Origin of the sequence: Streptomyces sp. 891-h (assembly GCF_022760275.1) — a bacterium.
GTDB classification, from domain to species: domain Bacteria; phylum Actinomycetota; class Actinomycetes; order Streptomycetales; family Streptomycetaceae; genus Streptomyces; species Streptomyces spirodelae.
The window spans coordinates 2,534,525-2,558,556 of sequence record NZ_CP050693.1; the positions used below are offsets into that span (position 1 = coordinate 2,534,525).

General features: G+C 72.3%; 24 protein-coding genes and 1 pseudogene. 11 read left to right on the plus strand and 14 right to left on the minus strand.

Features of this window, described 5'->3' with window-relative positions:
* Positions 1–265 precede the first annotated feature (265 nt).
* Positions 266–1,390 (plus strand): magnesium and cobalt transport protein CorA, encoded by a 1,125-nt coding sequence (locus tag HC362_RS10750; protein ID WP_243083740.1) that lies wholly within the window; start codon positions 266–268, stop codon positions 1,388–1,390.
* Between the two features lie 9 nt (positions 1,391–1,399).
* A complete protein-coding gene (locus HC362_RS10755) occupies positions 1,400–1,966 on the plus strand; it encodes a hypothetical protein (protein ID WP_243083741.1) in 567 nt (188 codons plus the stop codon).
* 185 nt (positions 1,967–2,151) lie between these two features.
* Here HC362_RS10755 and HC362_RS10760 read toward each other — a convergent pair whose 3' ends face one another.
* Complete coding sequence (locus HC362_RS10760) at positions 2,152–2,925, minus strand: hypothetical protein (protein ID WP_243083742.1); 774 nt, start codon at positions 2,923–2,925, stop codon at positions 2,152–2,154.
* A 216-nt stretch (positions 2,926–3,141) separates the two neighbouring features.
* On the opposite strand from HC362_RS10760, the gene HC362_RS10765 reads away from it, so the two are divergent.
* The 3 genes from HC362_RS10765 to HC362_RS10775 are packed head-to-tail and all read left to right on the plus strand — an operon-like array spanning position 3,142 to position 6,199.
* Positions 3,142–4,470 (plus strand): CBS domain-containing protein, encoded by a 1,329-nt coding sequence (locus HC362_RS10765; protein WP_243083743.1) that lies wholly within the window; start codon positions 3,142–3,144, stop codon positions 4,468–4,470.
* Positions 4,463–4,996, plus strand: coding sequence for a DUF1003 domain-containing protein (locus tag HC362_RS10770; RefSeq protein ID WP_243083744.1), 534 nt, complete (start codon positions 4,463–4,465; stop codon positions 4,994–4,996). Before HC362_RS10765 ends, HC362_RS10770 begins: the two co-directional genes overlap by 8 nt.
* A gap of 45 nt (positions 4,997–5,041) precedes the next feature.
* The gene (locus HC362_RS10775) at positions 5,042–6,199 is read left to right on the plus strand and encodes an Mrp/NBP35 family ATP-binding protein (protein WP_243083745.1); all 1,158 of its coding nucleotides are present in this window, start codon (positions 5,042–5,044) and stop codon (positions 6,197–6,199) included.
* A 76-nt stretch (positions 6,200–6,275) separates the two neighbouring features.
* Here HC362_RS10775 and HC362_RS10780 read toward each other — a convergent pair whose 3' ends face one another.
* The 5 genes from HC362_RS10780 to sigE all read right to left on the minus strand — a co-directional run bounded on the left by HC362_RS10780 (position 6,276) and on the right by sigE (position 11,573).
* Complete coding sequence (locus HC362_RS10780) at positions 6,276–6,932, minus strand: hypothetical protein (RefSeq protein ID WP_243083746.1); 657 nt, start codon at positions 6,930–6,932, stop codon at positions 6,276–6,278.
* A 222-nt stretch (positions 6,933–7,154) separates the two neighbouring features.
* Complete coding sequence (locus tag HC362_RS10785) at positions 7,155–7,676, minus strand: sec-independent translocase (RefSeq protein ID WP_243083747.1); 522 nt, start codon at positions 7,674–7,676, stop codon at positions 7,155–7,157.
* A 108-nt stretch (positions 7,677–7,784) separates the two neighbouring features.
* A complete protein-coding gene (locus HC362_RS10790) occupies positions 7,785–9,509 on the minus strand; it encodes a trypsin-like peptidase domain-containing protein (RefSeq protein ID WP_243083748.1) in 1,725 nt (574 codons plus the stop codon).
* A 190-nt stretch (positions 9,510–9,699) separates the two neighbouring features.
* Entirely contained in the window at positions 9,700–10,803 is a 1,104-nt protein-coding gene (locus tag HC362_RS10795; RefSeq protein WP_243083749.1) for a zf-HC2 domain-containing protein, read from the minus strand.
* The gene (gene sigE, locus HC362_RS10800) at positions 10,800–11,573 is read right to left on the minus strand and encodes an RNA polymerase sigma factor SigE (protein ID WP_209265793.1); all 774 of its coding nucleotides are present in this window, start codon (positions 11,571–11,573) and stop codon (positions 10,800–10,802) included. The genes HC362_RS10795 and sigE overlap by 4 nt, the downstream gene beginning before the upstream one ends.
* Before the next feature lie 127 nt (positions 11,574–11,700).
* On the opposite strand from sigE, the gene HC362_RS10805 reads away from it, so the two are divergent.
* Positions 11,701–12,396 carry a class I SAM-dependent methyltransferase gene (locus HC362_RS10805; protein ID WP_209265794.1) on the plus strand — a complete coding sequence of 232 codons (696 nt, stop codon included), beginning with the start codon at positions 11,701–11,703 and terminating at the stop codon, positions 12,394–12,396.
* A gap of 88 nt (positions 12,397–12,484) precedes the next feature.
* Here HC362_RS10805 and HC362_RS10810 read toward each other — a convergent pair whose 3' ends face one another.
* The gene (locus HC362_RS10810; RefSeq protein ID WP_016469583.1) at positions 12,485–12,652 is read right to left on the minus strand and encodes a DUF3117 domain-containing protein; all 168 of its coding nucleotides are present in this window, start codon (positions 12,650–12,652) and stop codon (positions 12,485–12,487) included.
* Between the two features lie 309 nt (positions 12,653–12,961).
* Here HC362_RS10810 and HC362_RS10815 point away from each other — a divergent pair, with 309 nt between their 5' ends.
* Positions 12,962–13,750, plus strand: coding sequence for an enoyl-CoA hydratase-related protein (locus HC362_RS10815; protein ID WP_243083750.1), 789 nt, complete (start codon positions 12,962–12,964; stop codon positions 13,748–13,750).
* A 77-nt stretch (positions 13,751–13,827) separates the two neighbouring features.
* Here HC362_RS10815 and HC362_RS10820 read toward each other — a convergent pair whose 3' ends face one another.
* Together HC362_RS10820 and HC362_RS10825 are read right to left on the minus strand one after the other, a co-directional pair.
* Positions 13,828–14,463 (minus strand): DNA-3-methyladenine glycosylase I, encoded by a 636-nt coding sequence (locus tag HC362_RS10820; protein ID WP_243083751.1) that lies wholly within the window; start codon positions 14,461–14,463, stop codon positions 13,828–13,830.
* A complete protein-coding gene (locus HC362_RS10825) occupies positions 14,460–14,933 on the minus strand; it encodes a DivIVA domain-containing protein (protein WP_243083752.1) in 474 nt (157 codons plus the stop codon). The genes HC362_RS10820 and HC362_RS10825 overlap by 4 nt, the downstream gene beginning before the upstream one ends.
* Positions 14,934–15,081: 148 nt before the next feature.
* Between HC362_RS10825 and folP the strand changes: the two genes are divergently transcribed.
* Positions 15,082–15,978, plus strand: coding sequence for a dihydropteroate synthase (gene folP / locus HC362_RS10830; RefSeq protein ID WP_243083753.1), 897 nt, complete (start codon positions 15,082–15,084; stop codon positions 15,976–15,978).
* Positions 15,979–16,061: 83 nt separating this feature from the next.
* On the opposite strand, the gene HC362_RS10835 is transcribed toward folP, so the two are convergent.
* Together HC362_RS10835 and dapE are read right to left on the minus strand one after the other, a co-directional pair.
* Positions 16,062–16,808, minus strand: coding sequence for a TIGR00730 family Rossman fold protein (locus tag HC362_RS10835; protein WP_243083754.1), 747 nt, complete (start codon positions 16,806–16,808; stop codon positions 16,062–16,064).
* Positions 16,809–16,927: 119 nt separating this feature from the next.
* Complete coding sequence (gene dapE, locus HC362_RS10840) at positions 16,928–18,007, minus strand: succinyl-diaminopimelate desuccinylase (protein WP_243083755.1); 1,080 nt, start codon at positions 18,005–18,007, stop codon at positions 16,928–16,930.
* 132 nt (positions 18,008–18,139) lie between these two features.
* On the opposite strand from dapE, the gene HC362_RS10845 reads away from it, so the two are divergent.
* Positions 18,140–19,255 carry a heavy metal transporter gene (locus HC362_RS10845; RefSeq protein WP_243083756.1) on the plus strand — a complete coding sequence of 372 codons (1,116 nt, stop codon included), beginning with the start codon at positions 18,140–18,142 and terminating at the stop codon, positions 19,253–19,255.
* Between the two features lie 307 nt (positions 19,256–19,562).
* Positions 19,563–19,970, plus strand: coding sequence for an ATP-binding protein (locus HC362_RS10850; RefSeq protein WP_243083757.1), 408 nt, complete (start codon positions 19,563–19,565; stop codon positions 19,968–19,970).
* Positions 19,971–20,174: 204 nt separating this feature from the next.
* On the opposite strand, the pseudogene HC362_RS10855 reads toward HC362_RS10850, so the two are convergent.
* Positions 20,175–20,729 (minus strand): annotated as a pseudogene (locus tag HC362_RS10855) (TetR family transcriptional regulator); the annotation flags it as partial.
* A gap of 130 nt (positions 20,730–20,859) precedes the next feature.
* Here HC362_RS10855 and HC362_RS10860 point away from each other — a divergent pair.
* On the plus strand, positions 20,860–22,314 hold the full coding sequence (locus HC362_RS10860; RefSeq protein ID WP_243083758.1) for an FAD-dependent monooxygenase: 1,455 nt from the start codon (positions 20,860–20,862) through the stop codon (positions 22,312–22,314).
* A gap of 100 nt (positions 22,315–22,414) precedes the next feature.
* On the opposite strand, the gene dapC is transcribed toward HC362_RS10860, so the two are convergent.
* Both dapC and fdxA read right to left on the minus strand, forming a co-directional pair.
* Positions 22,415–23,521, minus strand: coding sequence for a succinyldiaminopimelate transaminase (dapC, locus tag HC362_RS10865; protein WP_243083759.1), 1,107 nt, complete (start codon positions 23,519–23,521; stop codon positions 22,415–22,417).
* A gap of 149 nt (positions 23,522–23,670) precedes the next feature.
* Positions 23,671–23,997, minus strand: coding sequence for a ferredoxin (gene fdxA / locus HC362_RS10870; RefSeq protein ID WP_016469573.1), 327 nt, complete (start codon positions 23,995–23,997; stop codon positions 23,671–23,673).
* Positions 23,998–24,032 lie beyond the last annotated feature (35 nt).

Consider the following 24,032-nt stretch of genomic DNA (forward strand, 5'->3'; position numbering starts at 1 on the left):
GCTTCTTTCGGACCTGATCTCCTCGCGGCCATGGGGCGCACTTGTTCCGAGGACCGAGCACCGGTTCTCCCGGGGTGCGCACGGCGGAAGAGCGTCCGCGTTTCGCAGTTTCGCATTGTTCCGTCTGTCAGCATTCGCCGTCGTCACGGCTTGCGTGTGGTGCCCGCTTTGCGGACCTCCGGGTGGTGGCCCGTAGGCCCCCGTTCCGGGCAGCACGACGCCCCGGTCTGTCGCGGCGGCATGGCACGGCACCGTGGAGGGCCTCATGTCGATGATCCGAGAGCTGCGCGCCGCTGTGCGCCCGGCGCTGCGCAGGGACAACCGTCCGGGGTACGGTTACGAGCGTGTCAGCGCGGCCGGCACCAGCAGTGCGGTCGTGGACTGCGGCGCCTATCTGGACGGCCGCCGGGACCCCGCCCAACTCACCCCGGCCGAGGCACTGCGCGAGGTCCGCTCGCCCGAAGGGCAGAGCAGGAACGGGTTCGTGTGGATCGGTCTGCACGAGCCCACCGAGGAGGAGTTCTCCGGGATCGCACAGGAGTACGGCCTGCACCCGCTGGCCGTCGAGGACGCGGTCCACGCCCACCAGCGCCCCAAGCTGGAGCGGTACGACGAGAGCCTGTTCACCGTCTTCAAGACGGTGCACTACGTGGAGCACGCCGAACTGACCGCCAGCAGCGAGGTGGTGGAGACCGGCGAGGTGATGTGCTTCACCGGCCGGGACTACATCATCACCGTCCGGCACGGCGGTCAGGGCTCGCTGCGCGCGCTGCGGCACCGGCTCGAGGACGACCCCGAGCTGCTGAGCAAGGGACCCTCCGCCGTGCTGCACGCCATCGCCGACCAGACCGTTGACGGCTATCTTGCGGTGGCCGACGCCGTGCAGGACGACATCGACGAGGTCGAGATCGATGTCTTCTCCGACCGCTCGGGCAGCGGCAAGCGCGGCGGTGACGCCGGTCGGATCTATCAGCTCAAGCGCGAGGTGCTGGAGTTCAAGCGTGCCGTCTCGCCGCTGATGCGGCCGATGCAGACGCTCAGCGAGCGGCCGGTGCGGCTGATCGACCCGGACATCCAGAAGTACTTCCGCGACGTGGCCGACCACCTCACCCGCGTCAACGAGCAGGTGCTGGGCTTCGACGATCTGCTCAACTCGATCCTGCAGGCGAACCTCGCCCAGGCGACGGTCGCGCAGAACGAGGACATGCGGAAGATCACCGCTTGGGCCGCCATCTTCGCGGTGCCGACGATGATCGCCGGAATCTACGGCATGAACTTCGACTACATGCCCGAGACGGACTGGAAGTACGGCTACCCGGCGGTACTGCTGCTGATCGTCGCCATCTGCTACGGCATCCACCGGGGCTTCAAGCGGAACGGCTGGCTGTAACCTGCGGCCATGAGCGTGACGCCGCAGCAGCCCGACAACCGTTCGGCACCCGACAGCCATCTGGACAGCGCGCTGATCGAGGAGACGGCCAAGAAGTCAGGACTCGTGTGGGTGCGCGGTCCCCAGGGCCCGGCCCGCGCCCTGTGGCACGTATGGCACGAGGGCGCGGTCTGCCTGGTCGGCGACGGCTCGCTCGAACAGCCGCTCGCCGGGCTCGACCTGACGGACGGCGGCAACGCCACCGTCACCGTGCGCGGCAAGGACAAGGGCGCCCGGCTCGTCGTCTGGCCGGCACGGGTGGTGGAACTGCCACCGCACGGGGAGCAGTGGGAGGCGGCCGTCGGTGAGCTGAAAGGCAAGCGGCTCAATGCGCCGGATGCCGACACCATGACCGAGCGGTGGGCACGTGAGAGCAGGGTGCTGCGGCTGGAGCCGGTGGGGGCGTCGGTGGAGCGGCCCGGCGCGATGCCGCACGATTTGCAGGCCGCGCCGCCTATGGTGACCTCCGCCACGACGAGGCGGGCCCAGCCCGCGGGGTTGCCGCGGCTGCTTTTTCGGCGACGCCGCCGCGGTTGAGGGCGTTGCTGGGGCTGGGAAGGGGCTGCCCCTGGTTGTTGTCTGCAGGCTGCGGGTTCGTCGGGGCTGGTCGCGCAGTTCCTCGCGCCCCTGACGGGGTGCCCCCTCCCCCGCGCTGTAGACGCGCCCGCGCGGCGGAGCCGCACATCGGCACAGCCCCGCGCCCCTGACGGGGCGCGTGTCGGTCAGCCGCCTTGGCGTTCGGGGGAGATCTTTTTGCCGTAGTCGACGGTCTCCTCCTTCTTCGGGGCGTGCAGGGTGAAGCTGTCGTTCCAGTCGCTCAGCCGTACCGTCCCGGCGCCGCCCGCGCGGCGCAGCCGCAGGGGGAAGGGCGTGTCCTCCAGGGAGACGTCCATGGTGCCGCCGCGGCCCTTGCCGGCCGTGATACGGATCGTCCGGGTGCCGGCCACCGTGGTGCGCTCCCCCGTCTCGCGCTTGCCCTGCATGGCCAGCAGTCCGTCCAGGAGGGTGTCCATGTCGGTGAAGACGCTCAACTGCTTGTAGGCCGGGTCCTGTTCGGGGACCTTGACGTACTTGCCCTTGAGTTTGGCCGCCGCGGCGATATCGCTCTTGCCGGGCTTCTTGCCGCCCTCCTGCCGGGCCCAGAAGTCGGTGCCGGCCTTGAGGTAGAGGTCGCGGCCGGTGCGCAGGAGCTGGAAGGTGGAGCCGCCCTCGGCCGAGACCTCACCGATGCCGCCGCTGTCCTTCAGCCGCATCTTGAGGCGGTAGGTCTCGCCCTTGCTGACGACGTTGCCGGAGACCCGTACGGCCTTGGCCCGCCCCGCCGCCGTCTTCGCCTTCCGCTCGATCTTGGCAGCGGACAGCTTGCCCACCCCGTTGGTGCCCGCGTCGGGGTCGTCACCGCCCCCGCCTCCGCACCCGCTCAGTGCCGTGCTCGCTCCGACGCAGAAGAGAGTCAGCAGCGCTGCACTCCGGGGTGCGCGGACGCGTCCAGTCACGGGCGGTTCCTCCTGTGCTCGGCGGCGGCAGAGGGCACCCTACCCGGCCCGGGAAGGCCCTCCGGAAGGCAGCCGTCCGGAGCACCCGGCTGCACCGGCTGTGGCGCCGGTCACGCTAGCCTGAAAACGGCATATACGTGCAAGAGTGATGTAAGGCCGCAAAGGGTCTCGACGTGGTGGCGAACGGTCGGTACGGCCGAGGAGGGCAGGCAGCTCATGGCAGCGAGCGCTCCCCGGGTCTTCGTCTCCCACCTGGCCGGTGTCGCCGTCTTCGACCCCAACGGCGACCAGCTCGGCAGGGTCCGCGACGTTGTCGCCCTGCTGGGCGGCCGGCGGCGGGTGCCCAGCGTCCTCGGGCTGGTGGTGGAGGTCGTCAGCAGGCGCCGGGTCTTCCTTCCGATGACGCGGGTGACGGGGGTGGAGTCCGGCCAGGTCATCACCACCGGGGTGCTCAACATCCGGCGCTTCGAGCAGCGCCCCAACGAGCGCCTGGTCCTCGGCGAACTGCTGGACCGCCAGGTCACCCTCAAGGAGACCGGCGAAGAGGTGACCGTGCTCGACGTGGGCCTGCAGCGGCTGCCCGCACGCCGCGACTGGGAGATCGACCGGCTGTTCGTCCGCAAGGGGCGCAAGGGCGGGGGGCTGCGCGGCAGGCGCGGTGAGACGCTCACCGTCGACTGGGAGGCGGTGACCGGCTTCTCGCTGGAGGAGCCCGAGCAGGGCACCGCCAATCTGCTGGCCACCTTCGAACAACTGCGCCCCGCGGACCTGGCCAATGTGCTGCACCACCTCTCGGAGAAGCGCCGGGCCGAGGTGGCCGCGGCGCTCCACGACGACCGGCTGGCGGACGTACTGGAGGAGCTGCCGGACGACGACCAGGTGGAGATCATCAACAAGCTCGCGGACGAGCGGGCCGCGCTCGTGCTGGAGGCCATGGACCCCGACGACGCGGCCGACCTCCTCGGCGAGCTCCCCGAGGCCGACAAGGAGCGCCTGCTGGACCTGATGCAGCCCGAGGAGGCGGCACCGGTGCGGCGGCTGCTCAGCTACGAGGAGGGCACGGCCGGCAGCCTGATGACGACCGAACCGATCGTGCTGCGTCCGGACGCGAGCGTCGCCGAGGCGCTGGCCCGGGTGCGCAACGAGGATCTGTCCGCGCCGCTGGCCGCGCAGGTCTACGTGTGCCGCCCGCCGGACGAGACACCGACCGGGAAGTACCTGGGCATCGTGCACTTCCAACGGCTGCTGCGGGAACCGCCGTTCGCGCTCGTGGGCGCCCTCGTGGACACCGATCTGCGCCCGCTGCCGCCCACCGCCTCGGTGCCGGCGCTGACGAGCTATCTGGCGGCCTACAACATCGTCTCGGCGCCCGTGGTGGACGAGGGCGGCCATCTGCTGGGCGCCGTGACGGTCGACGACGTACTGGACGACCTGCTGCCGGAGGACTGGCGCGAGGCCGCGGCCGTCAGCGGGCTGCCCGGCTTCCCGCCGGGCGCGGGCGAGGAGCCCGGGGAAGGCCGGGCACAAGGGAGCGGCGATGGCTGAGCGGGAGGGACCGCGGCTGGATGTACCGCGTACGCCCCGGCGTACGCTGCTGCCGACCTACGACCCGGAGGTGTTCGGGCAGTTCTCGGAGCGGATCGCCCGCTTCATCGGCACCGGCCGCTTCCTGCTGTGGATGACGGTCGTGATCATCGTGTGGATCGCCTGGAACATCGTCGCGCCGGTGGGCTGGAAGTTCGACGAGTACCCGTTCATCTTCCTGACCCTGGCCCTCTCCCTCCAGGCGTCCTACGCGGCCCCGCTCATCCTGCTCGCGCAGAACCGCCAGGACGACCGGGACCGGGTCAATCTGGAGCAGGACCGCAAGCGCAACGAGCGCAGCATCGCCGACACCGAGTTCCTCACCCGTGAGATCGCGGCGCTGCGGATGGGCCTGGGCGAGGTCGCCACCCGCGACTGGATCCGCTCGGAGCTGGCCGAGCTGGTCAGAGAGCTGGAGCAGAACGACCGCGAGGCCGCGGGGGCCCGGGAGCCGGGCCAGTCCCGGGAGAGTGACCAAAACCGCTGACCGGCCGCTTAGGAAAGCCCCCTTACTCGGCCGTACCATGCATTCATGGCTACCGAGACCCAGGAAACCACCCCCACCGAAGACGCGGTGCGTGCGGCGCTCGCGACGGTGAACGACCCGGAGATCCACCGGCCGATCACCGACCTGGGGATGGTCAAATCCATCGGCATCGCGCCCGGCGGCGCGGTCGACGTCGGGGTCTATCTGACGGTCTCCGGCTGTCCGCTGCGCGAGACCATCACCGCGAACGTGACCGAGGCCGTCCAGCGTGTGCCCGGGGTCACCTCCGTCAGCGTCGAGCTGGACGTGATGAGCGACGAGCAGCGCCGCGAGCTGGCCGCGTCCCTGCGCGGCGGCAAGGCCGAGCGCGAGATCCCCTTCGCCCAGCCCGGCTCACTCACCCGCGTCTACTGCGTGGCGTCCGGCAAGGGCGGCGTCGGCAAGTCCTCGGTCACCGTGAACCTGGCCGCCGCGCTGGCCGCCGATGGAATGAAGGTCGGCGTGGTGGACGCCGACATCTACGGCCACTCCGTCCCCCGGATGCTGGGCACGGACGGGCGGCCCACCCAGGTCGAGGACATGATCATGCCGCCGTCCGCGCACGGCGTGAAGGTCATCTCGATCGGGATGTTCACCCCGGGCAACGCCCCGGTCGTCTGGCGCGGCCCCATGCTGCACCGTGCGCTCCAGCAGTTCCTCGCCGACGTGTACTGGGGCGACCTGGACGTGCTGCTGCTCGACCTGCCGCCCGGCACCGGCGACATCGCCATCTCGGTCGCCCAGCTGGTCCCCAACGCGGAGATCCTGGTGGTGACGACTCCGCAGCAGGCGGCGGCCGAGGTCGCCGAGCGTGCGGGCTCCATCGCGGTGCAGACCCACCAGAAGATCGTCGGCGTGATCGAGAACATGTCCGGCATGCCCTGCCCGCACTGCGACGAGATGGTCGACGTCTTCGGCACCGGCGGCGGCCAGCAGGTCGCCGAGGGCCTCACCCGCACCACCGGCGCCGAGGTGCCGGTGCTGGGCGGTATCCCGATCGACATCCGGCTGCGCGAGGGCGGCGACGAGGGCAAGCCGGTCGTCCTCAGTGACCCGGACTCCCCCGCGGGCAAGGCGCTGCGCACGGTCGCCGACAAGCTCTCCTCGCGCCAGCGCGGCCTCTCGGGCATGTCGCTGGGCCTCACCCCGAGCAACAAGTTCTGAGCCGCACCCAGCACAGCGCACGGACCCCCGTACGGAATCTCTCCGTACGGGGGTCCCTCTGCGTCCGGCGGGGCGCTCAGCCCTGCTCGTACTCGGTGATGTCCTTGACCACGGCGAAGCCGAGGCCGTAGGCGCTCATCCCGCGCCCGTAGGCGCCCAGGTGGACGCCCTCCTGGGTCGATCCCGCGAGCACCCAGCCGTACTCGGACTCCCGGTAGTGGAAGTCGGTGGGGATGCCGTCCACGGGGAGCGAGAGGGTGCTCCAGCCGGACCCTTCCAGGTCGTCGGCGAGCTCCCAGGCGACGCTGGTCTGCTGGTCGAGCCAGTCCTGGCGCAGGCTGCGGTCCATCTCCATCGGGAAGCTGCACGAGAGCAGCCCCGAGCCCGCCAGCCAGGCGGCTGTGGAGACGGAGGTGGCCTCCAGCGTGCCGGTGCCGTCCGCGCTGCGCCGCACCGGGCGGCTGGCGAGCGTGACGACGACGGCGAAACTCTGGTTCTCGGAGGAGGTCTCGGCGCGAAGGGAGGGCTCCTCACCGTGGCCGGTCGAACCGTGCTCGACCGTGCCGTCGGCCGCCGTGCCCACCTGCATCAGCCAGCGTGGTCCGGTGAAGGCCGCATCCAGGCCGTACCACGGAAAGGCTGCCATCAGATAGTCGTCCACCGCCCGCCGCGCGCCGGGTACTCCCTGTGCGGCGGGCTCGGTTTCACCGGCTGGCCGACTCGTCGTCTCCATCTGTGCGACGCCTCCTCATTGCCCTGTTGCCCGGGCAGCCGAGCTCCTCGGACGGCGACCCCCGACACTGGGAGGATAGCCACACCGGTCCGCCGTGTCGGTCATGCCCGGTGGATCAGGACGCGGTGCGGGTGGCGAGATGGACAGCAAAAGCCGTAGATGTCCCAGTGAGGCGAAGCCCGAGGTGACGCGATCGTTGCCTGATGAGCCGTCAGGCGGGTCTCAGGTGGCGTCCGCGTCGAACGGCGGCGGGTCACTCTTGCGCAGCACATCCCCTTGGACCGGACGGCCGTTCACCCCGTCGGCGGTGTGCTTGGTCAGGTCGGGTCCCTGCTTCCCGGCAGGCTGGATGCTCTTGCCTGCCGGGGCGCCGGCCCCCTCGGAGCCGCTCCCGTGCCCGTTGTCGCTGCTCCCGCGGTCGGTTCCGTTGACCGCGTCGGTGACTTCGGCCAGATCCTTGCGCAGGTCGAAGCTGTTGGTGATCTCCTTGATGCCCAGATCGTCGTTGTCGAGCAGATGCTTGCGCGCGAACGTCTTCGGATTCAGGTCCTCGAACTCGAAGTCCTTGAACTCCGGCCCCAGCTCGCTCCTGATGTCCTCTTTCGCGCTGTCGGAGAACTGCCGCACCTTGCGGATGAACGCGGCGACGTCCTGGATCACCTTGGGGAGCTTGTCCGGGCCGAACACCAGCACTGCGAGCACGATGAGCGCGACCAGCTCCAGTGGTCCTATATCGAAGAACACCGTGCAGCTCCCTCACTCCGTCCACGGCTCTTGCAGCCAGATGTCACGGTACCCGCCCACGGCCCGCGAGCGGGAGCCCGCCCTGTCACCCGCTCCCCTCCTCCGCCGTCAGCCGGTGGCCGAGCCGAGCGTCACCGGCACGGTCCGCTCCGCGCCGCCGGAGCCGCCCCGGCGTACGGTCAGCTTCAGCTTGTCGCCGGGACGGTGGCTGCGGATACGGACGATCAGCTCCTCGCCGCCGGCCACCAGCTTGTCGCCGACCTTGGTGATCACGTCGCCCTCCTTCAGCCCCGCCTTGTCGGCCGGTCCGCCCCGTACGACCGCCTCGCCGTTGCCGCCGGCACCGCCGATCCGCGCACCCTCGCCCTCGTACTCCATGTCGAGTGAGATCCCGATCACCGGGTGGGTGGCCCGGCCCTCGTTGATCAGCTCCTCGGCCACCCGGCGGGCCTGGTTGACGGGGATGGCGAAGCCCAGACCGACGCTGCCGCCGCCACCGCCCTCGCCGTCGGGCAGCACCGAGTCGCTGCCCCCGCCCTTGATCGCGCTGTTCACCCCGATGACCCGGCCGCGGCTGTCCACCAGCGGACCGCCGGAGTTGCCCGGGTTTATCGGAGCGTCCGTCTGGAGCGCGTCCACATAGCTCAGCTCGCTGCCCGGCTCCTCGCCGCCCGCCGTGATGGGCCGTTCCTTGGCGCTGACGATGCCGGTGGTGACCGTGCCGTCCAGGTCGAAGGGTGCGCCGAACGCGATGACCGGGTCGCCGACGCGGACGGAGTCGGAGTCGCCCAGCGGCAGCGGGGTCAGGCCCGAGACATGGGAGACCTTGATCACGGCCAGGTCGTAGCCGCTGTCACTGCCGATCACCTCGCCGGTAGCGGTCTGACCGCCGTCGAAGGTGACCCGCACCGCGTCATTGCCCTCGGCGGACTCGACCACATGGTTGTTGGTCAGGATGTGGCCCCGCCGGTCCAGCACGAAACCGGTCCCCGTCGCCTCCGCGCCGCCGCCGCGCGTGTGCAGCGTGACGACACCGGGCAGGGTCCGGCGGGCGATGCCCGCGATGCTGCCCTCGGGGCGCTCACCGCCCTCGGCCGCCGGTCCGGCGGCGATCTGGGGCAGCTCCACATCGCTGACATTGCCGTTCCGCTCGACGTAAGCGCCGATGAGTCCCCCCGCACCGCCCGCCACCAGGGCCAGCACCAGGCCGCCGACGACGATCCGGGACCTGCGCCGGGAGGGCTGAACGGAGACCTGGGGAACTTCGGGGACCTCGGGGGCTGGAGGGACCTGGAGGGCTTGGGGTTCCTCGGGGGCTCGGGGTGCCTCGGGGGCTCGGGGGGCCTCGGGGAACGAGGGAGCATCAAGGGCTGTGAGGGGCGGCTGGGGCGGCGGAGCGGCCGGAGTGCCGCCTGGGGCCCCGGGAGCGTTACCGGGGGCGCCGAGAGCGTTACCGGGGGCGTCGGGAGCGTTGCCGGGCGCCCCCGGACCGCCGCCGGGCGCTCCTGGGGCGCCGTCCGGGCTGCCGGTGGGCACGCCGTAGGGCGGCGTCGTACTGCCGGGCGGGAGGGCGACGCCCTGTGGCGGGGTGACGGACGGGCGCTGGACGGGCGGTGCGAGGGCCCAGGGGCCCGGTCCCCCGTACGGGGGTGTCGAGTACGGGTCCACGCCGTGCAGCGGCTCAGGACGGGCGGCGGGAACCGGCACAGCCGCCGCCTCACCGGCCTCCGCCCGGGGAGCCGCCTCGGCCCCGGGCGTCGGCCGGCCGCCGGGAGCCCAGCGTGGGCGGCTCCACCACTTCGGCTGCTGCCCGGTGGCCTTCGGCTCGTCCATGCCCTCTCCAGTTGGTCACCCGCACTGCCCGCCTCGCCCGGCTGCCTCCCGCGGCCCACGGCTCGGGAGGCCCCCGGGGGTCCCTGCCGGGCTTCAGATTGTCGAGAGGATTCAACCAGGAACGCGGAGCACCGCACAGCGGGCGTCAACCCGCCAGCGCGTCAGTGCCCGGGTCCGCAGCAGTGCCCGGTCACTGCCCGGCCGGACCCACCGCGGGTGTCGAGGCCGTCAGGGAGCTGGTGGCCACCGGGGCTCTGCCGGGGAAGGACCGCAGCACCGAGGGGTCGTGCCGGACCGGGCCCTGGGCCGACCGCACCTCGGCAGCAGGCTCCCGCAGGGCGCCGGGTAGCAGCGACGCCGAACCGCGCAGCGAGGTCAAGGTCCCCTCGCCGCCGTCCCGCCCGTACCAGCCGGTGGCGTTGGTGGCGGGCGAGACGTGCGGCCGCTCGAACAGCGACAGCGGCGCGGAGGAGCGCCGCAGCAGGCTCACCGGTGCAGTCAGCCGACTGCTGGGTGCCGCCGCGCCGTGCGAGGCGAGAGGGGCGAAGGTGGGCCCGGAGTTCGAGGTGCGGCCGCTCTGCGCTCCGCCGCGGTGCTCGCCGCCGCGCCGCCTGGTGTCCCGGACGGCACCGGAGCCGGAGCCCGCGCTGCGTACCGAGTTGGCCGACGGGTTGTCGCCGCCTCCCCCGGAGCCGGAGGAGCTCGCCGCGCCGGAGGCGAAGGTGCCACCGAGGGCGAGGGCTGCGAGCGAGAAGGCGCCCGCGGCGGCGAAGGCGAAGCGCCGCCGCCCGCGGGAGGCGGAGCGCTCCCGCTCGGCGCGGTCCACGGCCCGCTCGGCGGCCTGCTCGGGCCCGTCCGGAGCGGGGATCTCATGTATCCGGAAGCCGCGCTGCGGGGTGAGCGGGCTGCGCCCGCCGCCCGGCAGGTGGTCGAACACCCAGGGGGAGCTGTCCCGGCCACCGGGCAGTGCCGTTCTGGTGAACGCACTGCCCCGCGCTGGTTCCCCGTCCGAGGGACCTCCCGAGCCGGGGCCGCCGTCCATGTCGTCGAGCGGGCCCGGGCCCAGTCCGCTGTCGGCGGGCAGCCGTTGCAGCCGGGCGAGGAGCCCGGCCGAGGGCGGGGGCGGCGGTGCGTCGGCGAAGACGTTCTTGAGCCGGCGCTGCGCGTCGGCCTCGGCCTTGCACCCCTGGCAGGTCGCCAGATGGGCGAGGACCCGCTCGCGCGCGTCATGGCCCAGCTCGCCGTCCACGAGGGCGGCGAGGCGGTCTCCGAGGTGGTGTTCGGCGGAGGTCACCCGGCGCTCACCTCGCCCGTCCGGGCCGTCGGCACCACCGCGCTCAGGGTGCGCTGCTGCTCGGCCCTGGCGGCGGGCGAGCGGTGCTGGAGCGCCTTGCGCAGGTGGGAGCGGCCACGGTGGATACGGCTGCGGACCGTGCCCAGCTTCACGCCGAGGGTGGCGGCGATCTCCTCGTAGGAGAGGCCCTCGATGTCGCAGAGGACCACGGCGGCGCGGAACTCGGGCGCGAGGGTGTCCAGGGCCTGCTGGACGTCCGCGTCGAAGTGGGTGTCGTTGAAGTGCTGCTGCGGGGTGGGCTCGCGGCTGGGGAGCCGCTCGGCGGCGTCGTCGGCGAGCGCGTCGAAGCGGATGCGCTGCTTGCGCCGGACCGTGTCCAGGAAGAGGTTGGTGGTGATGCGGTGCAGCCAGCCCTCGAAGGTGCCAGGCGTGTACGTCGACAGCGAGCGGAAGACGCGGACGAAGACCTCCTGGGTGAGGTCCTCCGCGTCGTGCTGGTTACCGGTCAGACGGTAGGCGAGCCGGTAGACCCGGGCGCTGTGGGTGCTGACGATCTCCTCCCAGGAGGGAGGGGTCCACGCCTGCGCGTCCGCATCGGTCGCGAAAGTCGCCGTGGTCGCGGAGTCGGCGGTGCGGGACTGGTCAGCGGTGTCGGTCACGGATTTCGGCTGTGCCGTCGACCTGCGGAATCTCGAGAAGACGCCGCGGTCCCGGCTCGCAGCCGCACCTCCCCTGTCGGCTCTGGTGGTGTCCACTGGAGCCCCTACCATAGCCACATCTCCCGTTAGCTCCGGATAAGAAAAATTGCCCGGCTTTGCCGACCGCTCCCGTGCGGTCCCTGCCTCCTCAACGCCCGGTCCCATCAGCAGGTTCCCGGGCCAACGGATACAGTCACGATTGCGTGGAGGACGGGGACAGGAGAGGGCCATTACCGGCAACCGGCAGACGAGCTGGGGGTTCGCCGACGCGTACGGCGCCGAGCTGGTCGAGAACGCCGAGAGCGAAGCACTGCGCTGGGCCCGCGACCGGGCCCAGGACGCCGGGCTGCGCACGGTCTCGCCTGCCACCGGAGCGGCGCTGCGGCTGCTGGCGGCGGCCGCCGGAGCCAAGGCCGTCGCGGAGATCGGCACCGGCACCGGCGTCTCCGGGCTGCACCTGCTGCACGGGATGCGGCCAGACGGGGTGCTCACCACGGTCGACACCGAACCGGAGCGGCAGCAGTTCGCGCGCGAGGCGTTCCGGGCCGCCGGGTTCATCGGCAACGGGGGCAACAGGGTGCGGTTCATCCCCGGCCGGGCCCTGGACGTGCTGCCCCGGCTCGCGGACGGCGGCTACGACCTGGTCTTCTGCGACGGCGACCGGACGGAGTGCCTGGACTATCTCGCCGAAGCGTTGCGGCTGCTGCGCGACGGCGGACTGATCTGCTTCGCCGGGGTCTTCGCCGAGGGCCGTACCGGCGAGCCGACAGCGCACTCCCCCGAAGTGCTGCGGCTGCGCGAGCTGTTGCGCACGGTACGGGAGAGCAAGGTGCTGGTGCCCTCGCTGCTGCCGGTCGGCGACGGCCTGCTGTGCGCGGTCAAACGCGGTGAGTGACGGGGCGCTTGTGCTGCGAGCGGGAAACGACGCCGCCCCGGCCGGTACGCGCTGCGCGTACCGGCCGGGGCGGCGGCCCGCGGAGTGATCAGCCGCAGACCTTCTTCAGTTCCTCGCCAAGCGCCGTTGCCTCATCCGGTGTCAGCTCGACGACGAGTCGCCCACCGCCTTCGAGCGGAACGCGCATGACGATGCCCCGCCCCTCTTTGGTCACCTCGAGCGGGCCGTCACCCGTCCGCGGCTTCATGGCCGCCATGCTCGTTCCCCTTCCTGAAACCAGCCGATCGCGCCGGGGGTCCCGTAAGCGGGCACAGTTTCACCGGCATCGAACACATTGCTTCCCAGCCATTATCCCGCATCGCAGGACCCGATGACCAACATCGGTCCACATCTCTTCTTCCTCGACCGCACACAAAACCACCCAATGTGGCGATCACCCTGCGGTACCGCCCGGCTTCCGCTCATTCGCCGGTACCCCCCGGTTTGACGCAGGTCACATCCGCGGGGCCGGGACAAGCGGGCGCCTGCCCTGTCGGGCCCCGACGATCTGGGCCATGCTGAGCACATGTCCGACACCGTGCGTTACGAAGTGAACGAGGGGCTCGCGACGGTCACCCTCAACCGCCCCGACGCGATGAACGCCCTCGACAACGGGACGAAGACCGCCCTGCGCGACACCCTCCAGCGGGCCGCGGCCGACGACGGGGTGCGCGCCGTGCTGCTCACCGGCAGCGGCCGCGCCTTCTGCGTGGGCCAGGACCTCAAGGAGCACACCGGGGCCCTCGAGGAGCGCGGCGGGAGCGCCCTGAACACGGTCGAGGAGCACTACAACCCGATCACCCTGGCGCTCGCCGGCATGCCCAAGCCGGTGGTGGCGGGGGTGAACGGGGTGGCGGCCGGCGCCGGCGCCGGTTTCGCGTTCGCCTGCGACTACCGCGTGGTGGCGGACACCGCGGCGTTCAACACCTCGTTCGCCGGGGTGGCGCTGACCGCGGACTCCGGCGTCTCCTGGACGCTTCCCCGGCTGGTGGGCCCGGGAAGGGCCACGGATCTGCTGCTCTTCCCGCGCAACGTCAAGGCCGATGAGGCGCTGGAGCTGGGACTGGCCAACCGGGTGGTGCCTGCCGCCGAGCTCGCCGCCGAGGCCGAGGCCGTCGCCCGCAAGCTCGCCAAGGGGCCCACGGCGGCGTACGCGGCGCTCAAGGAGTCCCTCGCGTTCGGTGCCTCGCACTCGCTCGCCGAGACCCTCGGCAAGGAGTCCGAACTCCAGGTGCGGCTGGGCGATTCCGCGGATCACCGCGCTGCGGTGGAGGCGTTCGTCAAGAAGGAGCAGCCGCGGTTTTCGGGGCGCTAGGGGTTGCTCGGCGAGTGTTGTGTCGCCCCCTCCCTTGTGGTTCGGCGCGCAGTTCCCCGCACCCCTTCGGGGCGCGGTCAGCGGCACCAGCAGTCGGCCAGGTGGTCGTCGACCAGGCCGCAGGCCTGCATCAGGGCGTAGGCGGTCGTGGGGCCGACGAAGCGGAAGCCGCGCTTCTTGAGCTCCTTGGCCAGCGCCGTGGACTCGGGGGTGCTGCCGGGCACCTCCGCCAACGTGGTGGGGGCCCGCCGCGCTGCCGGATCGGGGGCGTACGACCACACCAGGCGGTCCAGTTCGCCGGGCTCCCACGCGGCGGCGACGCGGGCGTTGTTGAGCGCCGCGCTGATCTTCGCGCGGTTGCGGACGATGCCGCTGTCGGCGAGCAGCCGCTGCTCGTCGGCCTCGGTGAACCGCGCGACCGCTGGGATGTGGAAGTCCGCGAAGGCGGCACGGAAGGCCTCCCGCTTGCGCAGGATCGTCAGCCAGGACAGGCCGGACTGGAAGGCCTCCAGGCACAGCCGCTCGTAGAGCGCGTCGTCGCCGTGCACCGGCCTGCCCCACTCGTTGTCGTGGTAGGCCGCGTAGTCCTCCGGCGTGATCCCCCAGGGGCAGCGCAGCCGCCCGTCGGGGCCCGGCAGCGCACCACCCTCGGGCGGCGCGGGGGCAGCCGGGCCGGCAGCGGCGGCCGCGGCCGTCGCGGTCTCGGTGGTCATCGGGCATCACCCTCCTGGCCTTCCACGTCCTGGCCTTCCACGTCCCGGCCGCGCTCGTGGTCCAGGGCGCTGTCCTGCCCCGGACCGTGGTCGTGCGGTCCCTCCGGCCGGTGGCGGCCCGCCTCGGCAGCGCGGCCCATCGCGACAGCCTGTGCACCGGCCAGCGCGGACTCCAGTTCGGCGATCCGCGCGTCGCGCTCGGCGAGCTCCGCGCCGAGCCGGTCGAGGACGTCGTCGACCTGCTCCATGCGGTAGCCGCGGACCCCGACCGCCAGCCGCAGGCCCGCCACATCCGCGTGGGTGACGGGGCGCTCGGGCGGCAGCGGCTCGTCCAGCAGATCGGGCGGCGCGTCGGTGAGCCCGCCCGCCGCGCCGTGGCCGTCGCCGCCGGGCCGGTCTCCGCTCCCGACGACGGCGAGCGTCACCGCGGCGACGACCGCGACAAGCGAGATCAGCAGGAACACGAACACGGATCGACTCCCCGAGTGGTTGCCGGATGTGGGCCGACCCTGATCGTGCCACGGCACGGTGACAGCTAGGGTCGGCGGCAGAGGTCGGTGCACGGGCCACGCGGGTGCGGGCAGCAGCCGGGCACCGCCGAGAGGAAGAGGATGGTTGATGCTGCGCCTGGGCACGCGCGAGTTCGGTGAACACGAACCGGTGATCATGGCGATCGTGAACCGGACCCCGGATTCCTTCTACGACCGCGGCGCCACTTTCCGCGACGAACCCGCGCTCGACCGGGTCGAGCAGGCGGTCGCCGAGGGCGCCGCCATCATCGACATAGGCGGGGTGAAGGCGGGCCCGGGTGACGAGGTCACGGCCGAGGAGGAGGCGCGGCGCACGGTCGGCTTCGTCGCGGAGGTGCGGCGGCGCTGGCCGGACGTGGTGATCAGCGTCGACACCTGGCGGCACGAGGTGGGTGAGGCCGTGTGCGAGGCGGGTGCCGACCTGCTCAACGACGCCTGGGGCGGGGTCGACCCCCGGCTGGCCGAGGTCGCGGCGCGGTACGGCGCGGGGCTGGTGTGCACCCACGCCGGGGGCGTCGAGCCGCGTACCCGGCCGCACCGGGTGGCGTACGAGCCGACAGCGGACGGACAGGGCTCCGAGGACACCAGCGGCGTCGTCGAGGACATCCTGCGGGTCACGTGCGGGCTGGCCGAGCGCGCTGTGGAGCTCGGGGTGCGCAGGGACGGCATCCTCATCGACCCCGGGCACGACTTCGGCAAGTCCACCCGGCACTCGCTGGAGGCGACGCGTCGGCTGGACCGGCTGGCCGGGACCGGGTGGCCGGTGCTGGTCTCGCTGTCCAACAAGGACTTCGTGGGCGAGACCCTGGACCGGCCGGTCAAGGAGCGGTTGGTCGGCACCCTGGCCACCACCGCCGTCTCCGCCTGGCTGGGGGCGCGGGTCTACCGCGTGCACGAGGTCGCCGAGACCAAGCAGGTGCTGGACATGGTGTCTTCCATCGCGGGGCACCGTTCCCCTGCGGTGGCTCGGCGCGGGCTGGCCTAGCCCCCGCGGGCTGCGGTTCGGGGGTGGTCGCTCGCCCAGTTCCCCGCGCCCCTGGCGGGGCGCGCCCCTTCGGGGCGCCGTGGCTAGCCGCCTACCTCCTTGGTGACCAGTGCGACGGCCTCCTCGATGTCGTCGGTGACGTGGAAGAGCTCCAGGTCGCGCTCGGAGGCCTTGCCGCCGGCGACGACCGAGCCGCGCACCCAGTCGATGAGGCCCTTCCAGTACTCCGTGCCGTACAGCACGATCGGGAAGCGGGTGACCTTCTGGGTCTGCACCAGGGTCAGCGCCTCGAACAGCTCGTCCAGCGTGCCCAGTCCGCCCGGCAGGACGACGAAGCCGCTGGCGTACTTCACGAACATCGTCTTGCGGACGAAGAAATACCGGAAGTTGACGCCGATGTCGACGTAACTGTTCATGCCCTGCTCGAAGGGGAGCTCGATACCGAGCCCCACCGAGGTGCCGCCCGCCTCCAGGGCGCCCTTGTTGGCCGCCTCCATGGCGCCGGGGCCGCCGCCGGTGATGACGGCGAACCCCGCTTCAGCCAGCGCCCGGCCGATCCGCACTCCGCTGTCGTACTCCGGGGATTCCACCGGGGTGCGGGCCGAGCCGAAGACGCTGACGGCGGGGCCCAGTTCGGCCAGGGCGCCGAAGCCCTCGACGAACTCGGACTGGATGCGCATCACCCGCCAGGGGTCCTGGTGGATGAAGTCGGAGGGGCCCGCGGTGTCCAGCAGCCGCTGGTCCGTGGTCCCCGGCTGCACCTGGTCGCGGCGGCGCACGACAGGGCCCAGCCGCTGTTCCTTCGGCTCCTTGCCGGGTCCGTCGGTCATTTACGGCACTCCTTCCGCCTGCGATCTTTCCGCCTCAGGGTATGCGGACGGCGAAGAGGGCTGTCGGGAATTCACACGGACGGCAACTGTCGGCTGTCTTACCGGCAGGTGTCCGCGGGTCAGGCGGTCAGCCAGTGCCGCAGCCGCTCCTCGCACCGGGTGATGAGCGCGGTCTCGACCCGTTCGTCCCTCTTGTGGGCGAGATTGGGGTCACCGGGACCGTAGTTGACGGCGGGTACCCCCAGGGCGCTGAACCGGGACACGTCGGTCCAGCCGTACTTGGGAAGCGGCTCGCCGCCCACCGCGTCGAGGAAGGCACGCGCCGCGGGGTGCGAGAGGCCGGGCAGCGCTCCCGGCGAGCTGTCGTCCACCTCGAACTCCTCCACACCGCACCCGGCGAACACCTCGCGCACATGGTCCAGCGCCTCCTGCTCGCTCCGGTTCGGCGCATAGCGGAAGTTGACGGTGACGGTGCACAGGTCCGGGATGACGTTGCCGGCGACGCCGCCCTCGATACCGACGGCGTTGAGACCCTCCCGGTACTCGAGACCGTCGATCACCGGCCGCAGCGGCTGGTAGTCCGCCAGCCGCGCCAGCACCGGCCCGGCCGCGTGGATCGCGTTGGCGCCCATCCAGCCGCGCGCGGAGTGCGCACGGGTGCCGCCCAGCCGCAGCTTCACCCGCAGCGTGCCCTGGCAGCCGCCCTCGACCCGGCCCTCGGAGGGTTCCAGCAGTACGGCGAAATCGCCCTCCAGCCAGTCGGGGTGGGCGGCGGCGACATGGCCCAGCCCGTTGAGGTGGGCCGCGACCTCCTCGTTGTCGTAGAAGACGAACGTCAGATCGCGGTTCGGCTCGGGCACCGTCGCGGCGATCCGCAACTGCACCGCGACACCGGATTTCATGTCACTGGTGCCGCAGCCCCACAGCAGCCCGTCCTCGTCCAGCCGGGAGGGCACGTTGTCCGCGATCGGCACGGTGTCGATGTGGCCCGCGAGAACGACGCGCTCGGCCCGGCCCAGCGCGGTGCGGGCCACCACGTTGTTGCCGTACCTCTCGACGTTCAGATGAGGCAGCTCGGACAGTGCCTCCTCGACGGCGTCGGCGAGGGCCTTCTCGCTTCCGCTCTCGGAAGGGAAGTCCACCAGCCGCGCGGTGAGCAGGGCGGCGTCCTGGTGCAGGTCGAGTGCGCTGTGGGGCATGGCCCCAGCCTACGGCGACCGTGCGGCACCGCGCGGCGTGCCCCGGGCCCTGCGGCGCTGTCCGGCCCAGCGGCTACCTTTGGGTCCGTGCCCCACTCACGATCGGCCCGCTCGCCACGCATGCCCGGGCGCATGTCCCCACCCAAGGGCCGCGGCAGGCTCTTCAGGGTCGCCGTGGCCTGCCTCGTGCTGCTCGCCGTCGCCGCCTATGTCGCGGTGCGCGGGCTGTCGGGCCAGGACGGCGCGATGTGCACCGTACGCGCGACCGGAGGCAAGGACGCCGGCTCCGGCGGCTCGCGCGGCTCGCAGGACGCCTCCGGCGCCTCGCAGACCTACGAACTCGCCCCCGAGCAGGCCGCCAACGCCGCGACGATCGCCGCCGTCGCCTCCCGGCGCGGGCTGCCCGAACGGGCGGTGACCATAGCCTTGGCCACCGCCATGCAGGAGTCGAAGCTGCGCAACATCGGCCACGGGGACCGCGACTCGATCGGCCTCTTCCAGCAGCGCCCCTCGCAGGGCTGGGGCACCGCCGACCAGATCGGGGACCCGGTCTACTCGGCGAGCCGGTTCTACGACCACCTGGTGAAGGTCCCCGGCTACTCCCGGCTGCCGCTGACCGTCGCGGCCCAGCGGGTGCAGCGCAGCGGCTTCCCGCAGGCGTACGCCAAGCACGAGATGAACGCGGCGCTGCTGACCGGCGCGCTCACCGGCCGCCGTCCGGCCACGCTCTCCTGCACCACGGGCGCACAGGGCCTCGGCGAGGCGGGCGACCCGGAAGTCGTACGCAAGCGCCTGGTGCGGGAGTTCGGCCGGGACGTACTGGCCGACGGCACCGGCACGCTGACCGCGGCGTCCCCGCGCGGGAGCGCCGCACCACGCGAGCCGCACTCCGGGGCGCAGCCAGGCGCACACAGCGCCGCCCGCAACCCCCTGCACACCCCCGCGCCCGCCGGGGCGCCTGCCACCGGGGCGCCCGCCGAGATGCGGGCCGCCGCCGCGCGGGCCGGTGCCGGGCCCACCGTCTCGGTGCCCGCGCACGGCCGCCGTCAGGGCTGGGAGCTGGCCCACTGGGCGGTCGCCAACGCCGCCGGGCTGCACATCGAGCGGATCTCGTACGCGGGCCTGCAGTGGACAGCGGAGCGCTCCGAGGAGGGCTGGCTCAAGGTCGGCACGGGGGACGCGAAGAGCGGCGAGGCCAAGGGTTCCGGGGACGGTGCCGTGGAGCTTCGGCTGGCCCCCGGTCACTAGTCCAGCCGCTACCCCGCGAGGGGGAAGCCGGTCCACAGGATGGACGTTTCCTCCCTCGCGTGACGGTCCCCGCCACGGGTGAACCCGCCGGGCGAATCGTGCCTGGCAGCGGCCGGTTCGGCTCCTCCGGTACAGGTCAACCGGCTGCGAGGAATGCCCAGTTTGACGGCTCGCGCGGCAAACCTGGATTGCCAATCCTTTACCCGCGCCGCCCGCAACCTCCACGGCACTTGGCCCGATAGGCACTGCGTCTGACCGGGGGACCCCGGCTGACACGCCAAGAACCCCTCTCCGTCAAAGGAGCACCATGTCCAACCCCCTCACGCGCCGGATCGCCCGCACCGCGCTGCTGACGGCAGCCGGCGCCGCCACCGTCGTCGGTGCCGCCGGAGCCGCGAGCGCCGTGGAACTGCCCGCGAGCCCCGTGGGCGGGGTCAGCAACCTGGACGGCGAGGGCGTCGGCAACACGCTGGACAAGACGGCCCGCGACACCACCTCGCTCGCCGGTCACACCGGCGGCAACGCGGTCAAGAAGACCGTGCCCGCCGCGGGCCGGACCGTGGGCAAGGCCGGCAAGACCGCGGCGCCCGCGGCCCAGCACCTCGCCGGCAGCGCCGTCGGCGAGGCCGGCGACATGCTGGGCCAGGTGGCTGCCGCCGCCGCTGACACCCACCTGCCCCGCACCGCCAACCTGGGGGGCCTGCCCCTCCACTGACGGTTCTCCAGGGGCCGCCCCTGGAACCCCCGGCACGCCAAGGGCCGCCCGGACCATCGAGGTCCGGGCGGCCTTTGTGTGTGCGCCGCGCGGTGGAGGTCAGTTGCCCGGTCGTGGGCCGGGCGCAGGGTGCGGCGCCTCCTCCGGCGCCCCGCGTCCCGGGACATCTCCGTCCTCCTGCGCGGAGTCCCATGGCTGCGCACGGGGTGCGGTCAGATAGCGCTGGACGGTCGGCGCGACCCATTCGACGAGTTCCCCTCGCGTCATCGCCACGGCAGGGGGGAAGCGCAGGACGTAGCGCGTCATGGCCATACCGAGGATCTGGGACGCGACGAGTACGGCACGCCGAGCGGCCTCGTGCGGGTCGGGGGAGACGGCGGCGGCGATGGGGGCGACCTGCTCGCGGAGGATGCCCTGCATCCGCTCCGCCGCGGCGGTGTTGGTGACCCCGGCGCGGAGCAGCGCGGTGAGGACCTCGTCCTCCTCCCAGCGGTCGAGGAAGTGCTCGACGAGGGCCTTGCCCACGGATTCGGGGGGCAGGCGGGACAGCTCGGGCAGCCTGAGGTCGAACTCCGACGCGGCGGCGAACAGCCCCTCCTTGCTGCCGAAGTAGCGCATCACCATCGAGGGGTCGATCCCGGCGTCCCGGGCGATCGCCCGGATCGTCGCCCGCTCGTACCCGCGCGCGGCGAACCGTTCACGTGCGGCGGCCAGGATCTTCGCCCGGGTGGAGTCGGAGCGGCGGGGCCCTTCAGTCATGACCCGAGTCTATGCCAACAATTGTTGGCCAACAACCGTTGACCTCTCCGGGCGGCAGTCGCTACATTCCTCTCAACGCCGCACCAACAACCGTTGGCCAACGAGCGTTGACACCCCAGGAGGTGGCTGTATGAACGCCCGGCCGCACGCCGTTCAGCGCAATGTCATCGTCATCGGTGCAGGCCCCACCGGCCTGCTGCTCGCCGGAGACCTCGCCGCGGCCGGGATCGAGGTCACGGTCCTGGAGCGCCGTCCGAACACGATCAGCAACCTCTCCCGCGCCTTCGGCGTCCACGCCCGCACCCTGGAGCAGCTGGACGCCCGCGGCCTCGCCGACGACCTGATCTCCGTCGGCAGCACCATCACGGATCTCCAACTCTTCGGCCGGCTGAGCCTCGATCTGACCACCCTGCCCAGCCGCTTCCCCTACCTGCTGATAACCCCGCAGTACGAGGTGGAAAAGGTGCTGGAGGCCCGCGCCCGCGACCTCGGGGTCGAATTCGTCCACGAGGCCGAGGTCACCGGACTGACCCAGGACGCCGACGGCGTGCAGGTCGAGATCGGCGGCACCGAGACCCGCCGTGCCGCCTACGTCGTGGGAGCCGACGGCCACCGCAGCGCCGTCCGCACCGCGCTGGGGCTGCCCTTCCCCGGGGTGTCCGTCATCAAGTCCCTCTTCCTGGCGGACGTCCGCCTCGCCGAGCGGCCCGACGGTGTCCTCACCGTCAACGGCGCCGACGACGCCTTCGCGATGATCGCCTCCTTCGGAGACGGCTGGTACCGCGTCATGGGCTGGAACCGGCGCCACGAGGTCCCCGACGACACACCGATCGACCTGGAGGAGGTCAAGGAGGTCACCCGCCGGGCGCTGGGAACCGACTTCGGCATGCACGACGCGCGCTGGCTCTCCCGCTTCCACAGCGACGAACGCCAGGCGCCCTCCTACCGCGAAGGGCGCATCTTCCTGGCCGGGGACGCGGCGCACGTCCACTCGCCCGCCGGCGGCCAGGGCATGAACACCGGTCTGCAGGACGCCGCCAACCTCGGCTGGAAGCTGGCCGGTGTGCTGCACGGCTGGGCACCCGAGACGCTCCTGGACACCTACCAGGCCGAGCGCCATCCCGTCGGCAAGGCGGTGTTGCGCAGCAGCGGTGCCATCGTCCGGCTGGCACGGGCACAGAGCGCGGTGCTGCGAGCCGTCCGCACGGTGGCCTCGTCCGCCATCGGCCACTCCTCGGCGGCCAAGGCCAAGGCCCTCGGCCAGATCTCCGGTATCGGCTACACCTACCCCGCGCCGTCCGGCGCCCACAAACCGGCCGGGCACCGGGCGGCCGACCTGACGCTGTCCGACGGCCGGCGGCTCTACGAGGCGCTGCGCGAGGGCAAGTTCGTGCTGGTCGCCACGGAGGACACCGCGGCGGTCAAGGGCCGCGAGGACCGGTTGGTGCGGGTCTCGCCCGCGGAGGAGACCCCCCAGACCCTGCTGGTCCGTCCCGACGGCTATATCGCCTGGGCTTCTCACGCCCCCTCGGAAGCCGACCTGGAAGAGGCCGTACGCACCTGGACCGGGTCGCGCCCGGCGTGACAGCCGGCGGGCCGGGGGCCTGCCGTCCGTGCCGCCTCAGGTCGGAGGGCGGGCCGCCAGTCGCGCGGCCCGCCCTCCGATTCCGTACGCCCGGCCGCCGTTACGCCCTCAGTCGCTGTGCGGCCGCGGCGACGCGCTCGTCCGTGGCCGTGAGCGCGACGCGCACGTGCCGCGCTCCGGCGGGGCCGTAGAAGTCGCCCGGGGCGACGAGCACCCCGTGCTTGGCGAGGTCGGCGACCGTGTCCCAGCAGGACTCGTCCCGGGTCGCCCACAGGTACAGCGAGGCCTCGCTGTGCTCGATCCGGAAGCCCGCCGCCTCCAGCGCCCCGCGCAGCTGTGTGCGGCGGGCGCGGTAGCGCTCGCGCTGCTCGGCCACATGGGTGTCGTCACCGAGTGCGGCGACGGTCGCGGCCTGCACGGGCGCCGGCGTCATCATCCCGCCGTGCTTGCGGACCGCCAGCAGCTCGCCCAGCACCTCGCTGTCCCCCGCGATGAAGGCGGCCCGGTAGCCGGCGAGGTTGGAGCGCTTGGAGAGGGAGTGGACGGCCACCAGCCCGTCGGTGGAGCCGCCGCACACCTCGGGGTGCAGCACGGAGACGGGATCGGTCTCCCAGCCGAGCTCCAGGTAGCACTCGTCGCTGAAGACCAGTACGCCGTGCTCGCGCGCCCAGGCGACGACGGCGCGCAGCTTCTCCGGTGGCAGCACCTGCCCGGTGGGGTTGGAGGGCGAGTTGAGCCACAGCAGCTTGAGCCCGGTGGGGTCCAGCTCCAGGGGGTCGTCGTAGGCGATGTGGTCGGCGCGCGCCAGCCGGGCGCCGACCTCGTAGGTGGGGTAGGCGAGCCGGGGGAAGGCCACCCGGTCGCCGGGGCCCAGGCCGAGCTGGGTCGGCAGCCAGGCCACCAGTTCCTTGGAGCCGACGACTGGCAGGACGTTCCGTTCGGTGAGGCCCTGGGCGCCCAGTCGGCGCTCGCACCAGCCGGTGAGCGCGTCCCGCAGCGCCCGGGTCCCCCACACGGTGGGGTAGCCGGGGCTGTCGGCCGCCTCGGTCAGCGCGCGCCGCACCAGCGGCGGGACCGGGTCGACGGGGGTGCCGACGGACAGGTCGACGATGCCGTCGGGGTGGCCGGCGGCGGTGGTCTTGTACGGCTCGAGCCGGTCCCAGGGGAAGGTGGGCAGGCGGCCGGAGACGGGGGACTCGGAGGGCATGGTGCTCGCTTTCGGAAGGCGGCCGACCGGTGCGGCGCGGCGCGGAAAACGCCGCAGCCCCGTACGACAGGACGCCAGGGTCGCCGTACGGGACTGCGGTGGGGCCACTCGTGGGGCGAGTGGCTCACTTGTCGGGGGTCACCCGTGGGTCACTCGTCGTGCTCCTGCGGCGGAAGCGCGGCGATGAGCGGGTGGTCCTTCTCGATCAGGCCGAGCTTGCTGGCACCGCCGGGCGAGCCGAGGTCGTCGAAGAACTCGACGTTGGCCTTGTAGTAGTCCTTCCACTCCTCAGGAGTGTCATCTTCGTAGAAGATGGCCTCGACCGGGCAGACGGGCTCGCAGGCACCGCAGTCGACGCACTCGTCCGGGTGGATGTACAAGGACCGCTGGCCCTCGTAGATGCAGTCGACCGGGCACTCCTCGATGCAAGCCTTGTCCTTCAGGTCGACACAAGGCTCCGCGATGACGTAAGTCACGCTGTCGTTCCTCCTCGTTAGGGCTGGCGGGCCGG

Excerpts from the sequence above, each read along its gene's own strand:
- HC362_RS10750 (WP_243083740.1), top strand. The coding sequence starts at position 266 with ATGTCGATGATCCGAGAGCTGCGCGCCGCTGTGCGCCCGGCGCTGCGC.
- HC362_RS10755 (WP_243083741.1), top strand. The coding sequence starts at position 1,400 with ATGAGCGTGACGCCGCAGCAGCCCGACAACCGTTCGGCACCCGACAGC.
- HC362_RS10765 (WP_243083743.1), top strand. The coding sequence starts at position 3,142 with ATGGCAGCGAGCGCTCCCCGGGTCTTCGTCTCCCACCTGGCCGGTGTC.
- HC362_RS10770 (WP_243083744.1), top strand. The coding sequence starts at position 4,463 with ATGGCTGAGCGGGAGGGACCGCGGCTGGATGTACCGCGTACGCCCCGG.
- HC362_RS10775 (WP_243083745.1), top strand. The coding sequence starts at position 5,042 with ATGGCTACCGAGACCCAGGAAACCACCCCCACCGAAGACGCGGTGCGT.
- HC362_RS10780 (WP_243083746.1), bottom strand. The coding sequence starts at position 6,932 with ATGGAGACGACGAGTCGGCCAGCCGGTGAAACCGAGCCCGCCGCACAG.
- HC362_RS10790 (WP_243083748.1), bottom strand. The coding sequence starts at position 9,509 with ATGGACGAGCCGAAGGCCACCGGGCAGCAGCCGAAGTGGTGGAGCCGC.
- sigE (WP_209265793.1), bottom strand. The coding sequence starts at position 11,573 with ATGGTAGGGGCTCCAGTGGACACCACCAGAGCCGACAGGGGAGGTGCG.
- HC362_RS10810 (WP_016469583.1), bottom strand. The coding sequence starts at position 12,652 with ATGGCGGCCATGAAGCCGCGGACGGGTGACGGCCCGCTCGAGGTGACC.
- HC362_RS10815 (WP_243083750.1), top strand. The coding sequence starts at position 12,962 with ATGTCCGACACCGTGCGTTACGAAGTGAACGAGGGGCTCGCGACGGTC.
- HC362_RS10820 (WP_243083751.1), bottom strand. The coding sequence starts at position 14,463 with ATGACCACCGAGACCGCGACGGCCGCGGCCGCCGCTGCCGGCCCGGCT.
- folP (WP_243083753.1), top strand. The coding sequence starts at position 15,082 with ATGCTGCGCCTGGGCACGCGCGAGTTCGGTGAACACGAACCGGTGATC.
- HC362_RS10835 (WP_243083754.1), bottom strand. The coding sequence starts at position 16,808 with ATGACCGACGGACCCGGCAAGGAGCCGAAGGAACAGCGGCTGGGCCCT.
- dapE (WP_243083755.1), bottom strand. The coding sequence starts at position 18,007 with ATGCCCCACAGCGCACTCGACCTGCACCAGGACGCCGCCCTGCTCACC.
- HC362_RS10845 (WP_243083756.1), top strand. The coding sequence starts at position 18,140 with ATGTCCCCACCCAAGGGCCGCGGCAGGCTCTTCAGGGTCGCCGTGGCC.
- HC362_RS10850 (WP_243083757.1), top strand. The coding sequence starts at position 19,563 with ATGTCCAACCCCCTCACGCGCCGGATCGCCCGCACCGCGCTGCTGACG.
- HC362_RS10860 (WP_243083758.1), top strand. The coding sequence starts at position 20,860 with ATGAACGCCCGGCCGCACGCCGTTCAGCGCAATGTCATCGTCATCGGT.
- dapC (WP_243083759.1), bottom strand. The coding sequence starts at position 23,521 with ATGCCCTCCGAGTCCCCCGTCTCCGGCCGCCTGCCCACCTTCCCCTGG.